Annotated in this window: 17 protein-coding genes; 5 read left to right on the top strand and 12 right to left on the bottom strand. The window is 70.4% G+C overall.

Annotation, left to right across the window (positions count from 1 at the left end):
* Positions 1–364 precede the first annotated feature (364 nt).
* From DSZ44_RS16635 to DSZ44_RS16640, 3 genes are read right to left on the bottom strand one after another with little or no spacing between them, the layout of a single operon-like run.
* Entirely contained in the window at positions 365–1,474 is a 1,110-nt protein-coding gene (locus tag DSZ44_RS16635) for a DUF4192 family protein (protein ID WP_110853754.1), read from the bottom strand.
* Positions 1,467–1,619 (bottom strand): hypothetical protein, encoded by a 153-nt coding sequence (locus DSZ44_RS18450; protein ID WP_181424697.1) that lies wholly within the window; start codon positions 1,617–1,619, stop codon positions 1,467–1,469. Before DSZ44_RS18450 ends, DSZ44_RS16635 begins: the two co-directional genes overlap by 8 nt.
* A complete protein-coding gene (locus tag DSZ44_RS16640; RefSeq protein ID WP_110853755.1) occupies positions 1,600–2,004 on the bottom strand; it encodes a hypothetical protein in 405 nt (134 codons plus the stop codon). Before DSZ44_RS16640 ends, DSZ44_RS18450 begins: the two co-directional genes overlap by 20 nt.
* Positions 2,005–2,226: 222 nt before the next feature.
* On the opposite strand from DSZ44_RS16640, the gene mobC reads away from it, so the two are divergent.
* The 5 genes from mobC to DSZ44_RS16665 all read left to right on the top strand — a co-directional run bounded on the left by mobC (position 2,227) and on the right by DSZ44_RS16665 (position 6,514).
* A complete protein-coding gene (gene mobC / locus DSZ44_RS16645) occupies positions 2,227–2,622 on the top strand; it encodes a plasmid mobilization relaxosome protein MobC (protein ID WP_110853796.1) in 396 nt (131 codons plus the stop codon).
* A gap of 26 nt (positions 2,623–2,648) precedes the next feature.
* The gene (locus tag DSZ44_RS16650) at positions 2,649–4,319 is read left to right on the top strand and encodes a relaxase/mobilization nuclease domain-containing protein (RefSeq protein ID WP_258369655.1); all 1,671 of its coding nucleotides are present in this window, start codon (positions 2,649–2,651) and stop codon (positions 4,317–4,319) included.
* Between the two features lie 15 nt (positions 4,320–4,334).
* The gene (locus DSZ44_RS16655) at positions 4,335–5,177 is read left to right on the top strand and encodes a hypothetical protein (RefSeq protein WP_110853757.1); all 843 of its coding nucleotides are present in this window, start codon (positions 4,335–4,337) and stop codon (positions 5,175–5,177) included.
* Positions 5,178–5,327: 150 nt separating this feature from the next.
* On the top strand, positions 5,328–5,705 hold the full coding sequence (locus DSZ44_RS16660) for a hypothetical protein (RefSeq protein ID WP_146237594.1): 378 nt from the start codon (positions 5,328–5,330) through the stop codon (positions 5,703–5,705).
* A complete protein-coding gene (locus DSZ44_RS16665; protein WP_110853759.1) occupies positions 5,702–6,514 on the top strand; it encodes a hypothetical protein in 813 nt (270 codons plus the stop codon). Before DSZ44_RS16660 ends, DSZ44_RS16665 begins: the two co-directional genes overlap by 4 nt.
* A 27-nt stretch (positions 6,515–6,541) precedes the next feature.
* On the opposite strand, the gene DSZ44_RS18455 is transcribed toward DSZ44_RS16665, so the two are convergent.
* The 9 genes from DSZ44_RS18455 to DSZ44_RS16705 form a co-directional block, all read right to left on the bottom strand.
* Entirely contained in the window at positions 6,542–6,685 is a 144-nt protein-coding gene (locus tag DSZ44_RS18455) for a hypothetical protein (RefSeq protein ID WP_181424698.1), read from the bottom strand.
* 107 nt (positions 6,686–6,792) lie between these two features.
* On the bottom strand, positions 6,793–7,296 hold the full coding sequence (locus DSZ44_RS16670; RefSeq protein ID WP_110853760.1) for a translation initiation factor IF-2 N-terminal domain-containing protein: 504 nt from the start codon (positions 7,294–7,296) through the stop codon (positions 6,793–6,795).
* A gap of 168 nt (positions 7,297–7,464) precedes the next feature.
* On the bottom strand, positions 7,465–8,604 hold the full coding sequence (locus DSZ44_RS16675; RefSeq protein WP_110853761.1) for a flavin-containing monooxygenase: 1,140 nt from the start codon (positions 8,602–8,604) through the stop codon (positions 7,465–7,467).
* A 119-nt stretch (positions 8,605–8,723) separates the two neighbouring features.
* The gene (locus tag DSZ44_RS16680; protein ID WP_220035245.1) at positions 8,724–9,344 is read right to left on the bottom strand and encodes a DUF305 domain-containing protein; all 621 of its coding nucleotides are present in this window, start codon (positions 9,342–9,344) and stop codon (positions 8,724–8,726) included.
* A 73-nt stretch (positions 9,345–9,417) separates the two neighbouring features.
* Positions 9,418–10,065 (bottom strand): thioredoxin-like domain-containing protein, encoded by a 648-nt coding sequence (locus DSZ44_RS16685; RefSeq protein WP_258369657.1) that lies wholly within the window; start codon positions 10,063–10,065, stop codon positions 9,418–9,420.
* Positions 10,066–10,170: 105 nt separating this feature from the next.
* Positions 10,171–11,124, bottom strand: coding sequence for a c-type cytochrome biogenesis protein CcsB (ccsB, locus tag DSZ44_RS16690; protein WP_258369658.1), 954 nt, complete (start codon positions 11,122–11,124; stop codon positions 10,171–10,173).
* On the bottom strand, positions 11,121–12,704 hold the full coding sequence (resB, locus tag DSZ44_RS16695; RefSeq protein ID WP_110853763.1) for a cytochrome c biogenesis protein ResB: 1,584 nt from the start codon (positions 12,702–12,704) through the stop codon (positions 11,121–11,123). The genes ccsB and resB overlap by 4 nt, the downstream gene beginning before the upstream one ends.
* On the bottom strand, positions 12,704–13,516 hold the full coding sequence (locus DSZ44_RS16700) for a cytochrome c biogenesis CcdA family protein (RefSeq protein ID WP_110853764.1): 813 nt from the start codon (positions 13,514–13,516) through the stop codon (positions 12,704–12,706). The genes resB and DSZ44_RS16700 overlap by 1 nt, the downstream gene beginning before the upstream one ends.
* Positions 13,513–14,097 (bottom strand): TlpA family protein disulfide reductase, encoded by a 585-nt coding sequence (locus tag DSZ44_RS16705; protein WP_110853799.1) that lies wholly within the window; start codon positions 14,095–14,097, stop codon positions 13,513–13,515. The genes DSZ44_RS16700 and DSZ44_RS16705 overlap by 4 nt, the downstream gene beginning before the upstream one ends.
* Between the last annotated feature and the right edge of the window lie 27 nt (positions 14,098–14,124).

Consider the following 14,124-nt stretch of genomic DNA (forward strand, 5'->3'; position numbering starts at 1 on the left):
CGAGGCCGGTGCTGTGACGGTCCAGGACGTTGGTGACCGCGTCGAAGGCGGTGGTGTTGCGTCCGAGGATGTTGTCGATCGCGGCGAGGCCGGCGACGGTGCGCGAAGAGTCGTCGGTGAGGTCTTCGTCCATGCGCGTCCGAACCTCCCAGAGTCGGATGACCTGTTCTCGCCGCCCCTTGGCTGCCAGCGAGAGTCCCGCTGCGGACTTTGCCAGGGTTCTCCCTTCTCCGATAGTCGCCACTCGTCGCGCCGCCACCCCCTGTCAGGGGTGCGGCGTAGCCGCATCACGTAGTGACGTGAGGCGCCCTTGACAGGGGGTGGTTGTGCGAGACCCTCCGTGGTCGGGGGAGGGGACCGCTGGCTATCTGTCGAGGTCGGGTTCGGGCCCGGCCGCCGGCGGCCGCCTGCCCGGATCGTTGCCCCGGCGCTTGCCGGGGTCGGTCGTGGGTTGGGCGGGGAATGAGGCTCCGTGCAGTCCGGAGGTCTGCTCGCGCTTGAAGGCGGTGTCGGCGCGTTCGGCCGCAGCTGCGAGGTCGCCGGCGAGTTCGTCGACGGCGGGTGGTCGCACGCCCAGGGCGTGCCCGGTTTCGACGAGCTCGGTCAGCCGCGAGTGATCCCCGAAGCGGTCGGCGTGGTTGAGCACCTCCTCGGTGCCGACGCTGTTGCCGTTGAGATAGAGGCTGGCCGCGGCGAGCGTGGCGAGCCCGGACCGGTAGTCCTCGGGCGCGCCACGGTAGAGATCGACGAGGAGGTGGGTCTTGGCGTGACTGCGGCCGGCGTCGGTGAGCAGGGAGTCACGCACGAGCTTGTGGCTCAGTGCCAGATGCGCGAGGCGCGAGAGGTCTTCGGGCCGGTGCTCGACCTTGGGTCGAGTTAGGTCCTCGAGCAGTGCCCGTGCCTGGACCCGGCGCGCTGAGGGAAGCGTGGTCGCGATCGTGTTCGCGACACGATCGGGGGCCGGGGGATAAGTGGGTGCCGGGTGCGGCTGGTAACGCAGCAGCAGGTCCTCGCGAGAGGCCTCGGGAGCCGGCACCCCCGAGGCGATGTATTCGGCGGGTGGCACCAGCTCGTAGGTGGTGTCAGCGGGACCCAGGATGGGATCGATGACCCGGGCAGTGTTGGCCTCGCGGTCAACCACGATCCCGAGGTGGGCGTTGCCGTACTCGGCGAACGCTCCGCACAGGAGCACCGCGCGCTCGTGAGCGTGTGGTCCGTAGCCGACGGGGATGAAGTGATCGACCTTGGCGCCGGCGAAGGCGTGGGAGATCCGTCCGGCCATCCACCGGGCGTGCATCGCGTCGTTGATGACGTCAGAGTCCCAGCTCACGGCTGCGACGGGTCCGAGATGGCCGTCGGTGATGGTGGCGATGGCCACTTGGTCATCGCTGGGCTGGTACTCCAGGCGGTAGGGGATGGCGCCGGCGACGACGGCTGCCTGACGGGCTATGAGTGCGTCTCGCTGCTCACTCATCCGACTCGTCCTCGAGGTCGAGTGCGATGGGCAGGCCGCGCCCCACGTCGACCGTTGAAGTCATGGCGGAGGGGCTGGTCTCCCTGGGGATGGGTCGTGTGGCGATCGCCTCGGCGATGGTGGACTCAGCTGGTGACTGGCTCATGGTCGGTGCCCCCCGTGATGTGTGTGCTGTTCTCAGTGGCTGGCTGAGAGGTGGTGCCGTTCGTCTCGGTCGCGGTGGTGGTGCGCCGGCGTGCGCGTGCGGCGCGCTTCTTCTTCTCCGGCTCTGGGAATCCGATCTTGCGCAGTTCGGTCGCTGACCAGCCGGCAGTGAGTGCGGCGTTGTAGGCACGCACGTCGCCGCGCTCGGCGTCGCTGATGCGGCCAGCGATACGCGTTTCGAGCTCGGCGCGTTCGCGCTCGGTTTCCTCGCGCACGTCGACGATGCGCTGGCGCGCGTCGGCGAGTGACTGGATGGCCTTCAGCCGCTGCTCTTGGGCCCGTCGAGCACGCTCGAGGGCCTCCTCGGGTGTCGGTACTCGCGCCATACGACGAGCGTACGGTGAGACGTGCGTCACGTCGAGAGTCGGGCGGTGGTTTGCGCGTGGTGAGGTCACAGACCAGCGGAGTTCCGACGGAGCAAGCTATACACTTAGCCCGGCTAAGTGGCTTTGCCTCTCGACGCGTCGCGGCGGAGAGGGCACACTGGTCGTGTGAGTCCCCGCCGGTGGCGGGGTCGCTGCGCTGGGCCGGAGAGGCTGGTGGTTCCCGTGAGCGGTGAGGCTCCCAAGGCGCGCCAGTTGGCACGCCGGCGGCGCGCCAATGTCGAGGGTGGGCGACCGCACCGGCACGAGGTGAAGGTGTCACCGGAGGAGGAGGGCGTGCTGCTGCGCCTGGCCGCGGAGCAGCGGGTGACGGTGCCGCGCCTGCTGGTGGAGTCGGCGCTGACGGCGGGTGCTGAGACGCCGAGTGAGCGGCGCAACGCGATGGCCGAGCTGTTTGCCCTGCACCGCCTCCTGGCGTCGATCTCCAACAACGTCAACCAGATGGCCAAGGCCACCAACGCGACGGGCGAGGTGCAGGAGGAGCTCACCGCGACACTGGCTGCGGTGCGGCGGACCGCGCTGCGGATTGATGAGGCGATCGATGGGTTGAGCCTGCCGTGATGCCCAACGTGGTGCGCGGTGATCGCATGGCCGGACTGATGACCTACCTGGTCGGGCCGGGCCGGTCGAATGAGCACATCGACCCCCACCTGGTGGCCGGCGACCCGGCCCTACTGGCGTGGCACGACGACAACGAGCTCGGGCGCGACTCCGCCCTGGAGATCGCTCGGCACCTGGACCGGCCCCGCACCGCATACGACGTGGCGGTGAAGGGCGGGCACGTGTGGCACTGCTCGCTGTCGCTGCGCGCCGACGAGGGCATGCTCACCGACGAGCAGTGGGCGGCCATCGCCCATGACTTCGTCGCCGCCATGGAGTTCGACGACAACGAGGGCACCAAGGCCCCCTGCCGGTGGGTCGCCGTGCGGCACGGGGTGTCGGAGAACGGCAACGACCACATCCACATCGCCGTGAACCTCGTGCGTGAGGACGGCACGAAGGCCTCGATCCACAACGACTTCGCCCGGGCCCAGTCCGCCACGCGGGCGATCGAGGTCAAGCACGGGCTGGAGGAGCTGGAGTCGGTGCGCGCCGAACGCGCCACCCGCGGCTACAACCCCGCCGAGCGCGAGGCCCAGGCACGTGCCCGGGCGCGCGCCAAGCACGAGCGCCGGCGCACGCAGCGGGGCGAGAGCCTGCCCGCCTGGGACACCCTGAGCGGCTCCGACCGCCAGGCGCGCATCGCCGCAGAGCTGCGCACCGACCAGCCGCGCTACCTCCTATCGCTCAAGGTGCGCGCGGCCGCGACCGCCAGTGCATCCGAAGCCGAGTTCGTCCGCCGAATGCGCCGGTCCGGGCTCCTGGTGCGACCGCGCTACGCCTCGGGCCGCACCGACGTCGTCACCGGGTACACCGTGGCCCAGCGACCCGAAGCCGGTGAGCGGCCCATCTGGTACGGCGGGGGAAACCTCGCCCGTGACCTCGCCCTGCCGCGGCTGCGCGACGGGTGGCCCGACACCCCGACCGGCGCCGGTGAGGCTGTTGCGGAGTGGAACGCCGCCAAGCGAGGCCGGCGCGTTGTCGCACCCGGCCGTGAGGCTCACGAAGTTGACCCTCTCCTGTGGGAGCAGCACCACGCCGACCTGCGCGCGCTGGTCGACCGGCTGCGCTCGGTCGACGTGGAGGACCGTGACACCTGGGCCACGGTCGCCCGGCAGACAGCCGGGGCGCTGGCCGCGTGGTCCAACGCGACCGAGGAGACGCCCGGTGACCTGGCCGCGGCCGCCGAGGCCCTGTCACGCTCGGCGCAGACCTACCGCCGCACGGTGCCCCCCGCCAAGGCCGGCACGGTGGCCGTCTCGGGCGCCGCGATGCTGCTGGCCAGCGCCACCCGGGGCGGCAAGGGCGCGGTCGCCCAGGCGGCGATGATCCGCCAGCTCCTGCGGCTGACCCAAGCGGTGTACGACGCCTCGGTGGCCGCCGGGCAGTTGCGCCAGGCCCGGCTGCTGGCCGAGGACACCCGGGCCCGGCTGGTGCGGGTGCGCGACGCGCTGCCGCAGCCCGCGGCACCCACCGGGGCAGCGGCGGTGTCGCAGGCCCCATCGCTGGACCCGCAGGCCCAGGCGATGCTCGAGCGGCTGAGCGCCGGCCAGGCACACGATGCGACGAGGGCCGCCTCACCGCTGCCCGCGACGCTCGAGCCGGCCGAGCGGCGCACCACGACGACACGGGGCGCGGAGCGCGGCCCGGAACGATAACCAGGGGGACTGATCATGGTTGAGGAGACCGACGGCATCGAGGAAGCCTTCGAAGGGCAGGTCCGCGTCCTCGTCACCGCCGCTGGCCAGGTCGCCGAGCGCCTCGCCCGGGAGCGGGAGCAGGCGCTGCGCCGCGCCCAAGCGCACAGCGAGCGGCAGGCCCGACAGATGCGCTCACGTCTGGACGCCGAGCGGCACGCCGCACGCGCCGAGCTCGCCGGCGTGTACCGCAACGAGTGGTGGGACCGGGCCAGCCCGGAGCAGATCGGCCACGCCTACCAGGTGGCCCGAGCATGGGCGCACGAGGACCCCGAAGCCGTGCGGGCGGAGCAGCGCATGAGGGAGGAACTGCGCACCCGCTACGGTATCGACGCCGACAACACCGGCGCCCCAGCCGACGCAGTTCAGGCCGCTATCGAGCGTGCCGAGCGCGACCGCGCGGACGCAGGCACCGAGCGGACCCGGGAGCAGACCGATCGCGCCGAGGCGCACCGCCTGACGCAGGACGCCGACCGGCAGGATCGTCTCGCCGAGGAAGCGCGCTCAGCGGCGCTCCTCGAGCCGGCCCCGGACGAGCGGCTCCGGGCAGCGCGAGAAGCCGAGCAGCGCGAGGCCACAGCAGATCATCTCCGCTCCGATGGGCGGGCCATGTACGACACCGCGGAAAGGCGACAGGTCACGGCGCGGCAGCTCGAGGCCAAGGGCATCGACCCCGAGCTGGTCGCCACGAGGATGCGTGCCGACACCAGCCAGGGCGCCCCGGCGACGGAGGCGGTCAAGCGCGTGAGCACGGCGCCAAAGGCACGCAGGAGCACGGTGCGCGCGGCGCAGCGACAGCGCACCGGACTGGACCGGTAAACCGTCGCCCAGCGCACGACTGCCCGTCGCGCCAGCAGCCACTCAGAGAAGGGAAGGGCGTCGTGCGACACGGATCCGGTGGGGGAGTGGGGCACCCCTAGGTGCAGATTTCCTGTGGTTTTTACGGTGCTTCCCGCGTAGTCTTCTTGCATGAGAACCGATGTTGTCGCCGCACACGCTGACGCCACCAGGCTCGACATCCACGAGTTGGTGCGGATCCTCAACGAGAACGTGGGCAGCACCGTCGTCCAGGCGATGACCGGTACCAAGGACCGCGGTCAACCCGCGAAGTGGGCGCGTCCCGACGGTCCTGAACCGCGCCATAACACCGTCAACCAGCTCCGGCTGGGCTACCGCGTCTGGCACCTCCTCGAGCAGGCAGAGGGCCCCGACGTGGCCCTCGCCTGGCTCGTCGGCGCCAACCCGCGCCTGGGGGAGAGGACCCCCGTCTCCGCGGTGCGCGACCTCGACAGCGCCGACGTCATCGGCGCCGTCCTCGCGTTCATCGACGGATCCCCCGCGGCGTGAGCGCCGCTCCACGCTCCCGGGTCTGCCCCCGCACCGGGCTCTACATCCTGCCCGCCCGCGGGCAGGACGGCTGGCGCGTCGCACAGGAGCGCTACACCCGCTCCGGCGGCATCCTCGCCGTGCGCGTCAACCAGCACGTCGGACCCCTCCCACCAGAACTGCCCGACCAGCGCGGCCGCTTCGACACCATCGGCCGCACCGTCTACTTCGCCGAGCACGCCACCACCGCGTTCGCCGAGGTCCTCCAGGACTTCCGCGCTGCCCGAGTCGCGCTGCAGGCCGATGCTGACGCCATCGGCATGAGTGTGGAGGACTACGTCTCCGCCATCTGCGACCAGGCCGCCACGAACGGCCGCGAACGCCCCTGGTCCGTCAGCGTCGACTGGCAGATGAGCCGCTGCCTGCACCGGGTCACCATGCCCGCCGAGGGCTGGTGGGTCCAGATCGACCACAAGGCCACCCTTAACCGCCTCGGACTCGACCTCGCCGAACCCCTGCGCCAGGCCGGCGTTCCCCTGCTCACCCTCAGCAGCACCACCGGCGAGAACCGCGCAGTCACCACCCTCCTCGCCGAGCACATCCGCGGCCAGACACTTTTCGACGGATCCCGACCACTCGGCATCCACTTCGACTCCAAGACCGGTTACGGCACCTGCTGGGCCTGGTGGGACCGCAGAGCCGATGACGGCCTCATGCCCGGAGACAACGACCCCAAGACCATCGCCGACCTCAACGTCGACGGTGAGGCCTTCCGCACTGTCGCTACCGACTGGGATCTCGACGTGCTGGCCGGCAGGCCTCGGTACTAGGCGTAACGCCCGCCAGCGGCGGACGCATCATCTGATCTCAAACGCCGGCAGCCCGTAGGTGTCGTACTGGTTGTGGACGGTCGGGTAGAGCTTGCTGTCTCGGAGCTCGTACGCCGGCAGCCCGTAGGTGTGGCGCTGGTTGTGGACGGTCGGGTAGCACTTTGTGTTCATGGCTGGGTTATACAGGCGACCACCGACAATCAGCCTGAGCTTCCTCGAGAAAGTAGGATGTCATAACGTCGGTTATCGGCGCGGGCTGATTTTGGACAGACATCTCCCTACCCATGAGAAAGGGCGCTTTGTGCGCTACCTGCTCCGTCGGGTCCGCTTCGCCTTGGCGAGACGGACGGCGCGCTCGTTCGCGCGGTCCGAGAGCCGAGCGCGACCCGAACACCTGAGGAGGTCAGGTGGCCGCGGCGGACCCACTGCCTAACCGTCGACGGCCTGACCCCGAGCTCGAGTGCGGCCTCGGCCGCTGTCAGCTCGGCCTCGCGTGGGCGCGGAGGATCATCCCAATAATCATCGCCCCAGCAGCTCTGCGTGGACAGTGCCCGACTGGAGCTCGCGGGGCGTGGCGTGGCTGGGACGTTGAACGTGAACGGATTGCGGCGACTGGGTGGCGCTGTTGCGGAGTTGAGCGAACTCCGCACTGCCGCTGCGACCTTGGCGTCGAGGACGCTCGACGCGGACTTCACGAACTCCCCCATCTTGCCCAACTCGGCGAGGATGCGCGGGGAACTCACGCCGAGCTCGCGAGCTAGTTCGTGGACGCGGATCCTCACTCATTGAGTGTGACAGTGTGACGGCGCGTCGCGCCAGGCTGCATGCGGTGACGTGTCGGAAATCCGCAGCGGGGCAACGAAAAAGCCCCGGGTCAACCTCGGGGCTTCTGGTAGTAGGGCGCACTGCTCCCCACCAGGCGTAGATTACTGCAAATTTCGGCCCGCGCCCTAGGACGACTCTCCGCCGGCGTGTCGCCTGTGCTCGGGCGCAGGCACTTCGGGCTCAGTGACAGGTCCGGTCTGTGTGGCGTTTCCAAGACGGGCGGCGAGCCGGCTGGCGTCGCGGGCGACGTAGCCAAGCAGTGACGATCCGCGGTCACGCTGCCAGGGGCGGCCGATGGTGTGGAGCCCGGGCACCGGGGTCGTGCCGTCGTCGGTGCAAAGTGCACCGTTCTTGTCGAGGGCGCCCGGGATGGTGACCCAGTTGTCGTCGTGACGGTAGCCGGTGGCCCACACCACCGCATCGACCTGCAGGGTGGCGCCGTCGGCGAAGTCGACCCGGTTGCCCTCAGCAGTCGTCGCCCGGGAGTGGAAGGTCACCCCGGCGCGGTGCAGTGCGCGGCGGGATGAGCCGATGACGGGCTCGTTGGCGCGCAGCCGCCGTCCCACGAGCGAGCCGGCTGGAGCGTGGATGGCACGGGTGGTGGTCAGCCACCAGAACAGGTCACGGCCAAGAATCTGTTGTGGCAGCGTGCGTAGCCGAGTGCCCTCGGACAGGTGCACCCGGCGCCCGGCCTGGGCGAGCTCGTGCGAGACCTGGAACCCGGAGTTGCCGCCGCCGACGACCAGGACCGTGCCAGTGGGGACCTGGCCGGGGTTGCGGTAGGCGTCGGTGTGCACCTGGACGACGTCCGGGTCCAGCCGGTCGGCCCAGGCGGGGGTGAAGGGCGCCCCGAAGGCCCCGGTGGCCACCACCACGCGGCGGGCGGTGATGGCCTCACCACTGGCGAGCTGCAGGTTGAACGCGCCGGACTGGCCGGCCAGCCGGACAACGTGGGCGCCGGTGCGCACTGGTAGCCGGTGGTGTGTTGCGTACTCGGCCAGGTATGCCGCAACGTCGCCCTTGCCCGGGTAGGCCCACGGCTCGCCGGGGAACGCCAGCCCGGGCAGTGCGTCATGGCGCGCCGGGGTGAACAGCCGCAGGGAGTCCCACCGGCGAGCCCAACTGGTGCCGATCTGGTCAGTGCGCTCGAGCAGCAGGAAGTCGACGCCGGACCGCGCCAGGTAGTACCCAACGGCCAGCCCGGCCTGGCCTGCACCGACTATCGCGACGCCGACGTGGTGGCCGGCTGTTCGCGAACGCCTCATGGTGATACACGCTAGCGGGTATCACCATGAGGCTGGAGATGACCAACCTTCGGCGCATAGCCCGCAACTCTGGACCCGTCGGACAGGACAGCGGCGACGGTGAACGGTAACGACTGCGGTCAGTCGAGTCCTGGTCCGCTACGGGCGGCGAGGAGATCGCTGAGCACGTTGAGGTCGGCGCTCTGGGAGTTGACGATGCTCACCGCAAGCGCCTTGACCGCCGGGTTCTTGGCGTTGTCAGCGGCGTACTCGGCCATCTCGATCCCCCCCTCGTGATGCGCGACCATGAGGTCCAGATAGAGCCGTTCGGCGTCCGCACCCGATGCGGCCGCCAGCCGATTGAGATCCTCGCGGGTGGCCATCCCGGGCATGTGTCCGGGCCCTGCGCCGTGGGCCTGAGGGTCGGAGTGGTCCTGCATCCAGCTCATAGCGGGGTGGGTAGACGTCTGCGGCAGGCCCCACAACTCCAGCCAGGCATACATCTGCCCTGCCTGCTGCTGCTGGGTGAGGATGACGTCCAGCGCGAGGCTGAGCAGTTCAGCGTCATCGGTGCGGTCACGGATGAGCACCGACATCTCCACGGCCTGGGAGTGGTGAACTCCCATGTCCCGGGCGAAGCCGGTATCCACCGAGCCCTCTCCCGGAAACTGTGGTGCGGACACGGCCAGCCGGGATCCGGCGATGAGGCCCAGCACGGCGGCCAGGGCGATGAGCACGCCCGCGGCGCCGGCGACCGCCACGCGGCGAGGGAACACCCTGCTGTGGGAGCCGGATGCCGCGGGGATGTGGGGTGCGTTGCTCATGTGCGCGTGGTCAGGCGGCGGGTGTGCCCGTGCCGCCGTAGCAGGGGGCGCCGGGTTCGGGGGTCTGCGCGCCCTGGAGGTACTCCATGAGGAAGGCGTCGACGCGGGGGTCATCGGCGTCGTCGACCGTGAGCTGAGCGCCCCACGCGCTGAGCACGATGGGCGTGCTCTGGTCCTGGTAGGGGCTCACCAGCACGTATCCCTGGCCCTGCGCTGCCCTGTCGGCCAGGGCCGAGACCTGGTCCTCGGGAAGGTCACCGGAGTAGGTGAGCCACACGGCACCGTGCTCGAGGGAGTGGACGGCGTTCTCGTTGACGACCGGCTCGGTGTACACACCGCAGTTCTGCCATACGCCGTTGTGGTCACCGCCCGCCGGCGGGGAGGTCTGGTAGTCGACCGTGCCGGGGACATGGTTGGAGGAGGCGATCTCAATGAGCTCAACACCCTCTAGCGGTGCCCCGGCGGTGGCCTCGATCACCGACTGGCGCCGTGCCTGGTTGATGAGTGGCACCGCGACGGCGGTGACCAGCGCGAGGCAGACCACGGCCACGACCCCGTAGATGAGGAACTTCTGTCGCCGTTCCTGCCGGGCCTGCCCCGCGCGCATCTCCGCCAGCTTGGCGGCGCGTTCGCGTGCCTGCTGCTTCCTGTCGCCCACCGGGTTCCCCTTCGCCTGTTGAGTACGTCGTTGTCCTTCGAGGGAGAACACTAAGCGGACAACCTGGGACGGGTATGTCTCCCGGGTCGTGTGCCGTGGCGAGACCTAGAAGGCGTAGCCGTGGACGGTCTCGGTGAAGAGGTTCACCACGAAGTAGTTCACCAGGACGAGGGCGAAACCGAACAGCCCCAGGTAGGCGGCCTTGCGTCCGTCCCACCCGCGCGTCGCGCGGGCATGGAGGTAGGCGGCGTAGGTCACCCAGACGACGAAGGTGCCGACCTCCTTCGGGTCCCACCCCCACGGTCGCCCCCAGGCGTGCTCGGCCCAGATCGCCCCGGCGATGAGCGTGAAGGTCCACAGCAGGAAGGCGACGGCGTTGAGCCGGTAGGCGAGGCGCTCGAGCTCCGCGGCGCCGGGCAGCACGTCGGCCAGGCGGCCCCAGAAGCCGCGGTCCGCCTGCTCGGCGGACGCGCCGGCCACCGGCCCGGCCGCCGCGCCGCCGGCCAGCGCGACGGCGGGCTCACGTCGCTGCGCGGACTTCCGCTCACCGCGGTCCTTGACGAGCTGGACCACTGACAGCGCGGCGGCCACGGCGAAGACACCGATGGCCATCGTCGCGACCGAGACGTGGATGACCAGCCAGTAGTGGTCCAGGGCGGGACTGACGCCGTCGGCCTTGACGTAGAACACCGACACGGCCAGCCCCAGGGCTAGGAGCGTGGGGGTGATGATGAGCGCCCCCAGGTAGCGCAGGTCGCGCCAGCGCTGGAGGGCCAGGAAGGTGGTGACCGCGACGAGAGTGAAGACCAGGGTGAACTCGTACATGTTGGCCCACGGGACTCTGCCCGCGGCGATGCCGCGGGCGAGGACGGCGACGACGTGCAGCGCCAGACCCGCCGTCGTCGTCGTCATCGCGATGCGCGCGGCGCGGCGGGGACGCCCAGTGGGGCCACGGTCCCGCAGCGCCGACAGGTCGATCCCGAAGGCGACCATCGCGAGGGCGTAGGCCGCCATCGCGCCGTAGATTGCCAGCAGGCTCAGCTGGCCAAGGTCGTTCACGTGTCCTCCTGTGGGCTGGGTCCGGTGGCCCGGACCTCGGTCATTACGCGCTCCAGCTCCCGCTCCAAGCCCGGGTCGTCGCCGCGGGCCAGTGCGGCAGCCTCGACCACTGTGCCGCCAGTGTCGTCCTGCGTGATCTTGACCCACAGGCGGCGGCGCGGAACGAACAGGGAAGCGGCCAGGCCGGCCATCGCCGCGAGGGAGGAGACCAACAGGAGGGTGAGGGTGGGGTCGTAACGCAGGTCGATGGCCGCGAAGCGCGGCAGGGAGTCGAAGGAGATGCTGCCCAGCCCGTCGGGTAGCTGAACCTCCTGGCCCGGTTCCAGGAGGACCTTGGCCTCTTCCTCCCCGTCCATCACCTGCGTCATGTCCTCGGTGGCTAGCTCGTAGACGTTCTGCGGGACGCCCTCGTCCAACCCCAGGTCACCGGTGTAGATGTCCAGGACCAGCAAGGGTGCGTTGGGTTGCGGGTGCACCGAACGGGCGCCGAGCCCGTCGACGACGGCGCTGGGCAGCAGATACCCGGTGAAGCCGAGCTGGTCCAGGCCGGGTGAGACGTCGGGGACCTTGAGCACCCCGCGGGAGGTGTAGAAGTCGTCCTCGGGGAGGAAGGGCACCGGCTGGGAGAACGCGACCTGGCCCTGCGCGTCGCGCACCGTGAGGTGGGGGGCGAAGCCGTTCCCGGCCAGGTAGATGTTCGCGCCCGCGGCGTTGATCGGGTAGTTGACCCGGATGGTGTCCTCATACCTGTCGCCGTCGGGCTCGGTGACCTCGACCCGGGCGGCGAAGTCCCGCGGCTGCGCATCCACGGTGAACCGTGAGGTGAGCTCGGTCAGCGTGAAGGTGAAGGCCTCCAGGTCGCTTCCGGTGACCAGCGTCCCGGGTGTGAACGTGTCGTAGTCGACGAGCGCGTTGGCAAACGTGCGGCCCTCCACGACGACAGCCTGCCCACGGTAGGCGAGCATCTGCGCGGCGCCCAGGGCCACGAGCACCCCGATGAGGGACAGATGGAAGGTGAGGTTGCCAGTCTCCCGCAGATAGCCGCGCTCGGCGCTGATGCCCTCATGGGTCACGGCCACCCGGAAGCGCCGGCGCAGCGTCCGGCGCACCGCCTGGGTCACTTCCTCGGGCGATGCTCTCGTCGTGTGCGTGTCGTGGACCGGAAAGCGGGCCAGGCGGCGCGGGACACGGGAGGGGGCCGCGCGCAGGGCGGCGACGTGCGCCTTGGTGCGGGGCAGGATGCAGCCGATGAGGGAGATGAACAGCAGCAGGTAGATCGCGGCGAACCAGGGCGCGGCGTAAATGTCGAACAGCCCCAGGCGCTCGAACCAGGCAGCGAGCTCGGGCCGGTCGGCACGCAAGGTGGCGACGCCGCCGGGATCCTGGGGGACCTGCGGGATGAACGCGCCGGGCAACGCGGCCAGCGCGAGCAGCATGAGCAGCAACAGCGCCACGCGCATCGAGGTGAGCTGGCGCCAGGCCCAGCGCAGCCAGCCGCGCGCGCCGATACCGGCCGAAGGCTGCACCGGCGTCTGCTGCGCGTCGTCGATCGTCCGCAACCCTTCGGGGACGTAGTTCATCACACCACCGTCACGAAACCGGCGACCAGGCCCTGCACCCAGCCCGCGAACTGGCCCCACAAGCCGGTGACCATCGTCGCCCCCACGACGATGAGCATCGCGCCACCGATGCGCATGATCGTCAGGCGGTGCCGGCGCAGAAAGCCCATGGCGCGGGTGGTGCGCGAATACAGCAGCGCGATCATGAGAAACGGCACCCCCAGCCCGAGGCAGTAGGCGGCGGCCAGGAGCGCACCGCGAGCGGGGTCCCCGCCGTCCAGGGACAACAGGAGCACCGCCGACAGCGTGGGTCCCATGCATGGCGCCCAGCCCAGCCCGAAGACCACGCCGAGCAGCGGTGCGCCCCACAGCCCAGCACGCGGACTGACCTGGAGGCGGCGATCACGCTGCAGAACCGGCACCGCACCCATGAAGGCCAGCCCCATGAGGATGACGACGGCACCCAGCACGCGGGTGACGACGTCCAGCCACGGCGCCAGCGCCACCCCCAGCCACCCGAAGACCACCCCCAGGAGGACGAACACGGAGCTGAACCCGAGCACAAACAGCAGCACGCCCACCAGCAGCCGACCCTGGCCGGTGCGGGCGCGGGAAGCGTGCACCGTGCGCACTGCTTCGCCGCCTGGTGCGGTGCCCTGTCCCAGGGTGCCGCCCATGCCGCCGAGGTAGCCGACATAGCCGGGGATGAGGGGCAGCACGCACGGTGAGGCGAAGGAGACAGCCCCGGCCAGCAACGCGACGAGGACCGCGGCGAGCAGCGACCCGCCCAGGACTGTGGCCTGGAGGACGTCCGTAACGTGGTCCCAGCTCATTGTGCGGGCTCGGCGAGCACGTCGTCGATCATCCCTCGCACGACACCCGGGTCGATCTGTCCCAGCACCCGGCCGGCGACCCGCCCCTGGGTGTCGAGCACGACCGTGGTCGGCATCGCCTGAAGCGGCACGACACCCTGCAGGGCCGCCACGCCGCGCGCCGCGCGATCATCCACGCTGGGGTAGGGCACCTCGAAGGTGCGTTCGAAGGCCTGGGCGGTGGCGGGGTCATCGCGCGGGTTGACACCCAGCATGCGCACGCCAGCCTCGGAGTAGTCGGCGTGGATCGCGGCCAGGTCGGGAGCCTCGACCCGGCAGGGCGGGCAGGCGGCGTACCAGAAGTTCAGGACCACGACCTCACCGCGCCAGTCCGCGAGGTCGACCTCCTGCCCGTCGTAGGTCGTGCCGGCAAGCGCGACCGGCTCACCGCGCTCGCCCGGCTCCCACGCGGTCCATGACCCGTCACCCGCTTGGTAGCCCGCCCCGGCCGTGTCCTGCACCGTGTCGGTGGAGGTGCCGCAGCCGGCCAAGGCGACGAGAGTAAAGAGGAGCCCGGCCAGCGCGCGACGTGTCACCCTCATGTCCACACCACCGGGTCCATACGGGCA

The sequence above is a fragment of the Georgenia satyanarayanai genome, from assembly GCF_900116375.1.
In the GTDB taxonomy this organism is placed as follows: Bacteria; Actinomycetota; Actinomycetes; order Actinomycetales; family Actinomycetaceae; genus Oceanitalea; species Oceanitalea nanhaiensis.

Bases quoted from the DNA above. Each gene is read 5' to 3' on its own strand.
- DSZ44_RS16635 (WP_110853754.1), bottom strand. From the start codon at position 1,474: ATGAGTGAGCAGCGAGACGCACTCATAGCCCGTCAGGCAGCCGTCGTC.
- DSZ44_RS18450 (WP_181424697.1), bottom strand. From the start codon at position 1,619: ATGAGCCAGTCACCAGCTGAGTCCACCATCGCCGAGGCGATCGCCACA.
- DSZ44_RS16640 (WP_110853755.1), bottom strand. From the start codon at position 2,004: ATGGCGCGAGTACCGACACCCGAGGAGGCCCTCGAGCGTGCTCGACGG.
- DSZ44_RS16650 (WP_258369655.1), top strand. From the start codon at position 2,649: ATGGCCGGACTGATGACCTACCTGGTCGGGCCGGGCCGGTCGAATGAG.
- DSZ44_RS16655 (WP_110853757.1), top strand. From the start codon at position 4,335: ATGGTTGAGGAGACCGACGGCATCGAGGAAGCCTTCGAAGGGCAGGTC.
- DSZ44_RS16660 (WP_146237594.1), top strand. From the start codon at position 5,328: ATGAGAACCGATGTTGTCGCCGCACACGCTGACGCCACCAGGCTCGAC.
- DSZ44_RS18455 (WP_181424698.1), bottom strand. From the start codon at position 6,685: ATGAACACAAAGTGCTACCCGACCGTCCACAACCAGCGCCACACCTAC.
- DSZ44_RS16675 (WP_110853761.1), bottom strand. From the start codon at position 8,604: ATGAGGCGTTCGCGAACAGCCGGCCACCACGTCGGCGTCGCGATAGTC.
- resB (WP_110853763.1), bottom strand. From the start codon at position 12,704: ATGAACTACGTCCCCGAAGGGTTGCGGACGATCGACGACGCGCAGCAG.
- DSZ44_RS16700 (WP_110853764.1), bottom strand. From the start codon at position 13,516: ATGAGCTGGGACCACGTTACGGACGTCCTCCAGGCCACAGTCCTGGGC.
- DSZ44_RS16705 (WP_110853799.1), bottom strand. From the start codon at position 14,097: ATGAGGGTGACACGTCGCGCGCTGGCCGGGCTCCTCTTTACTCTCGTC.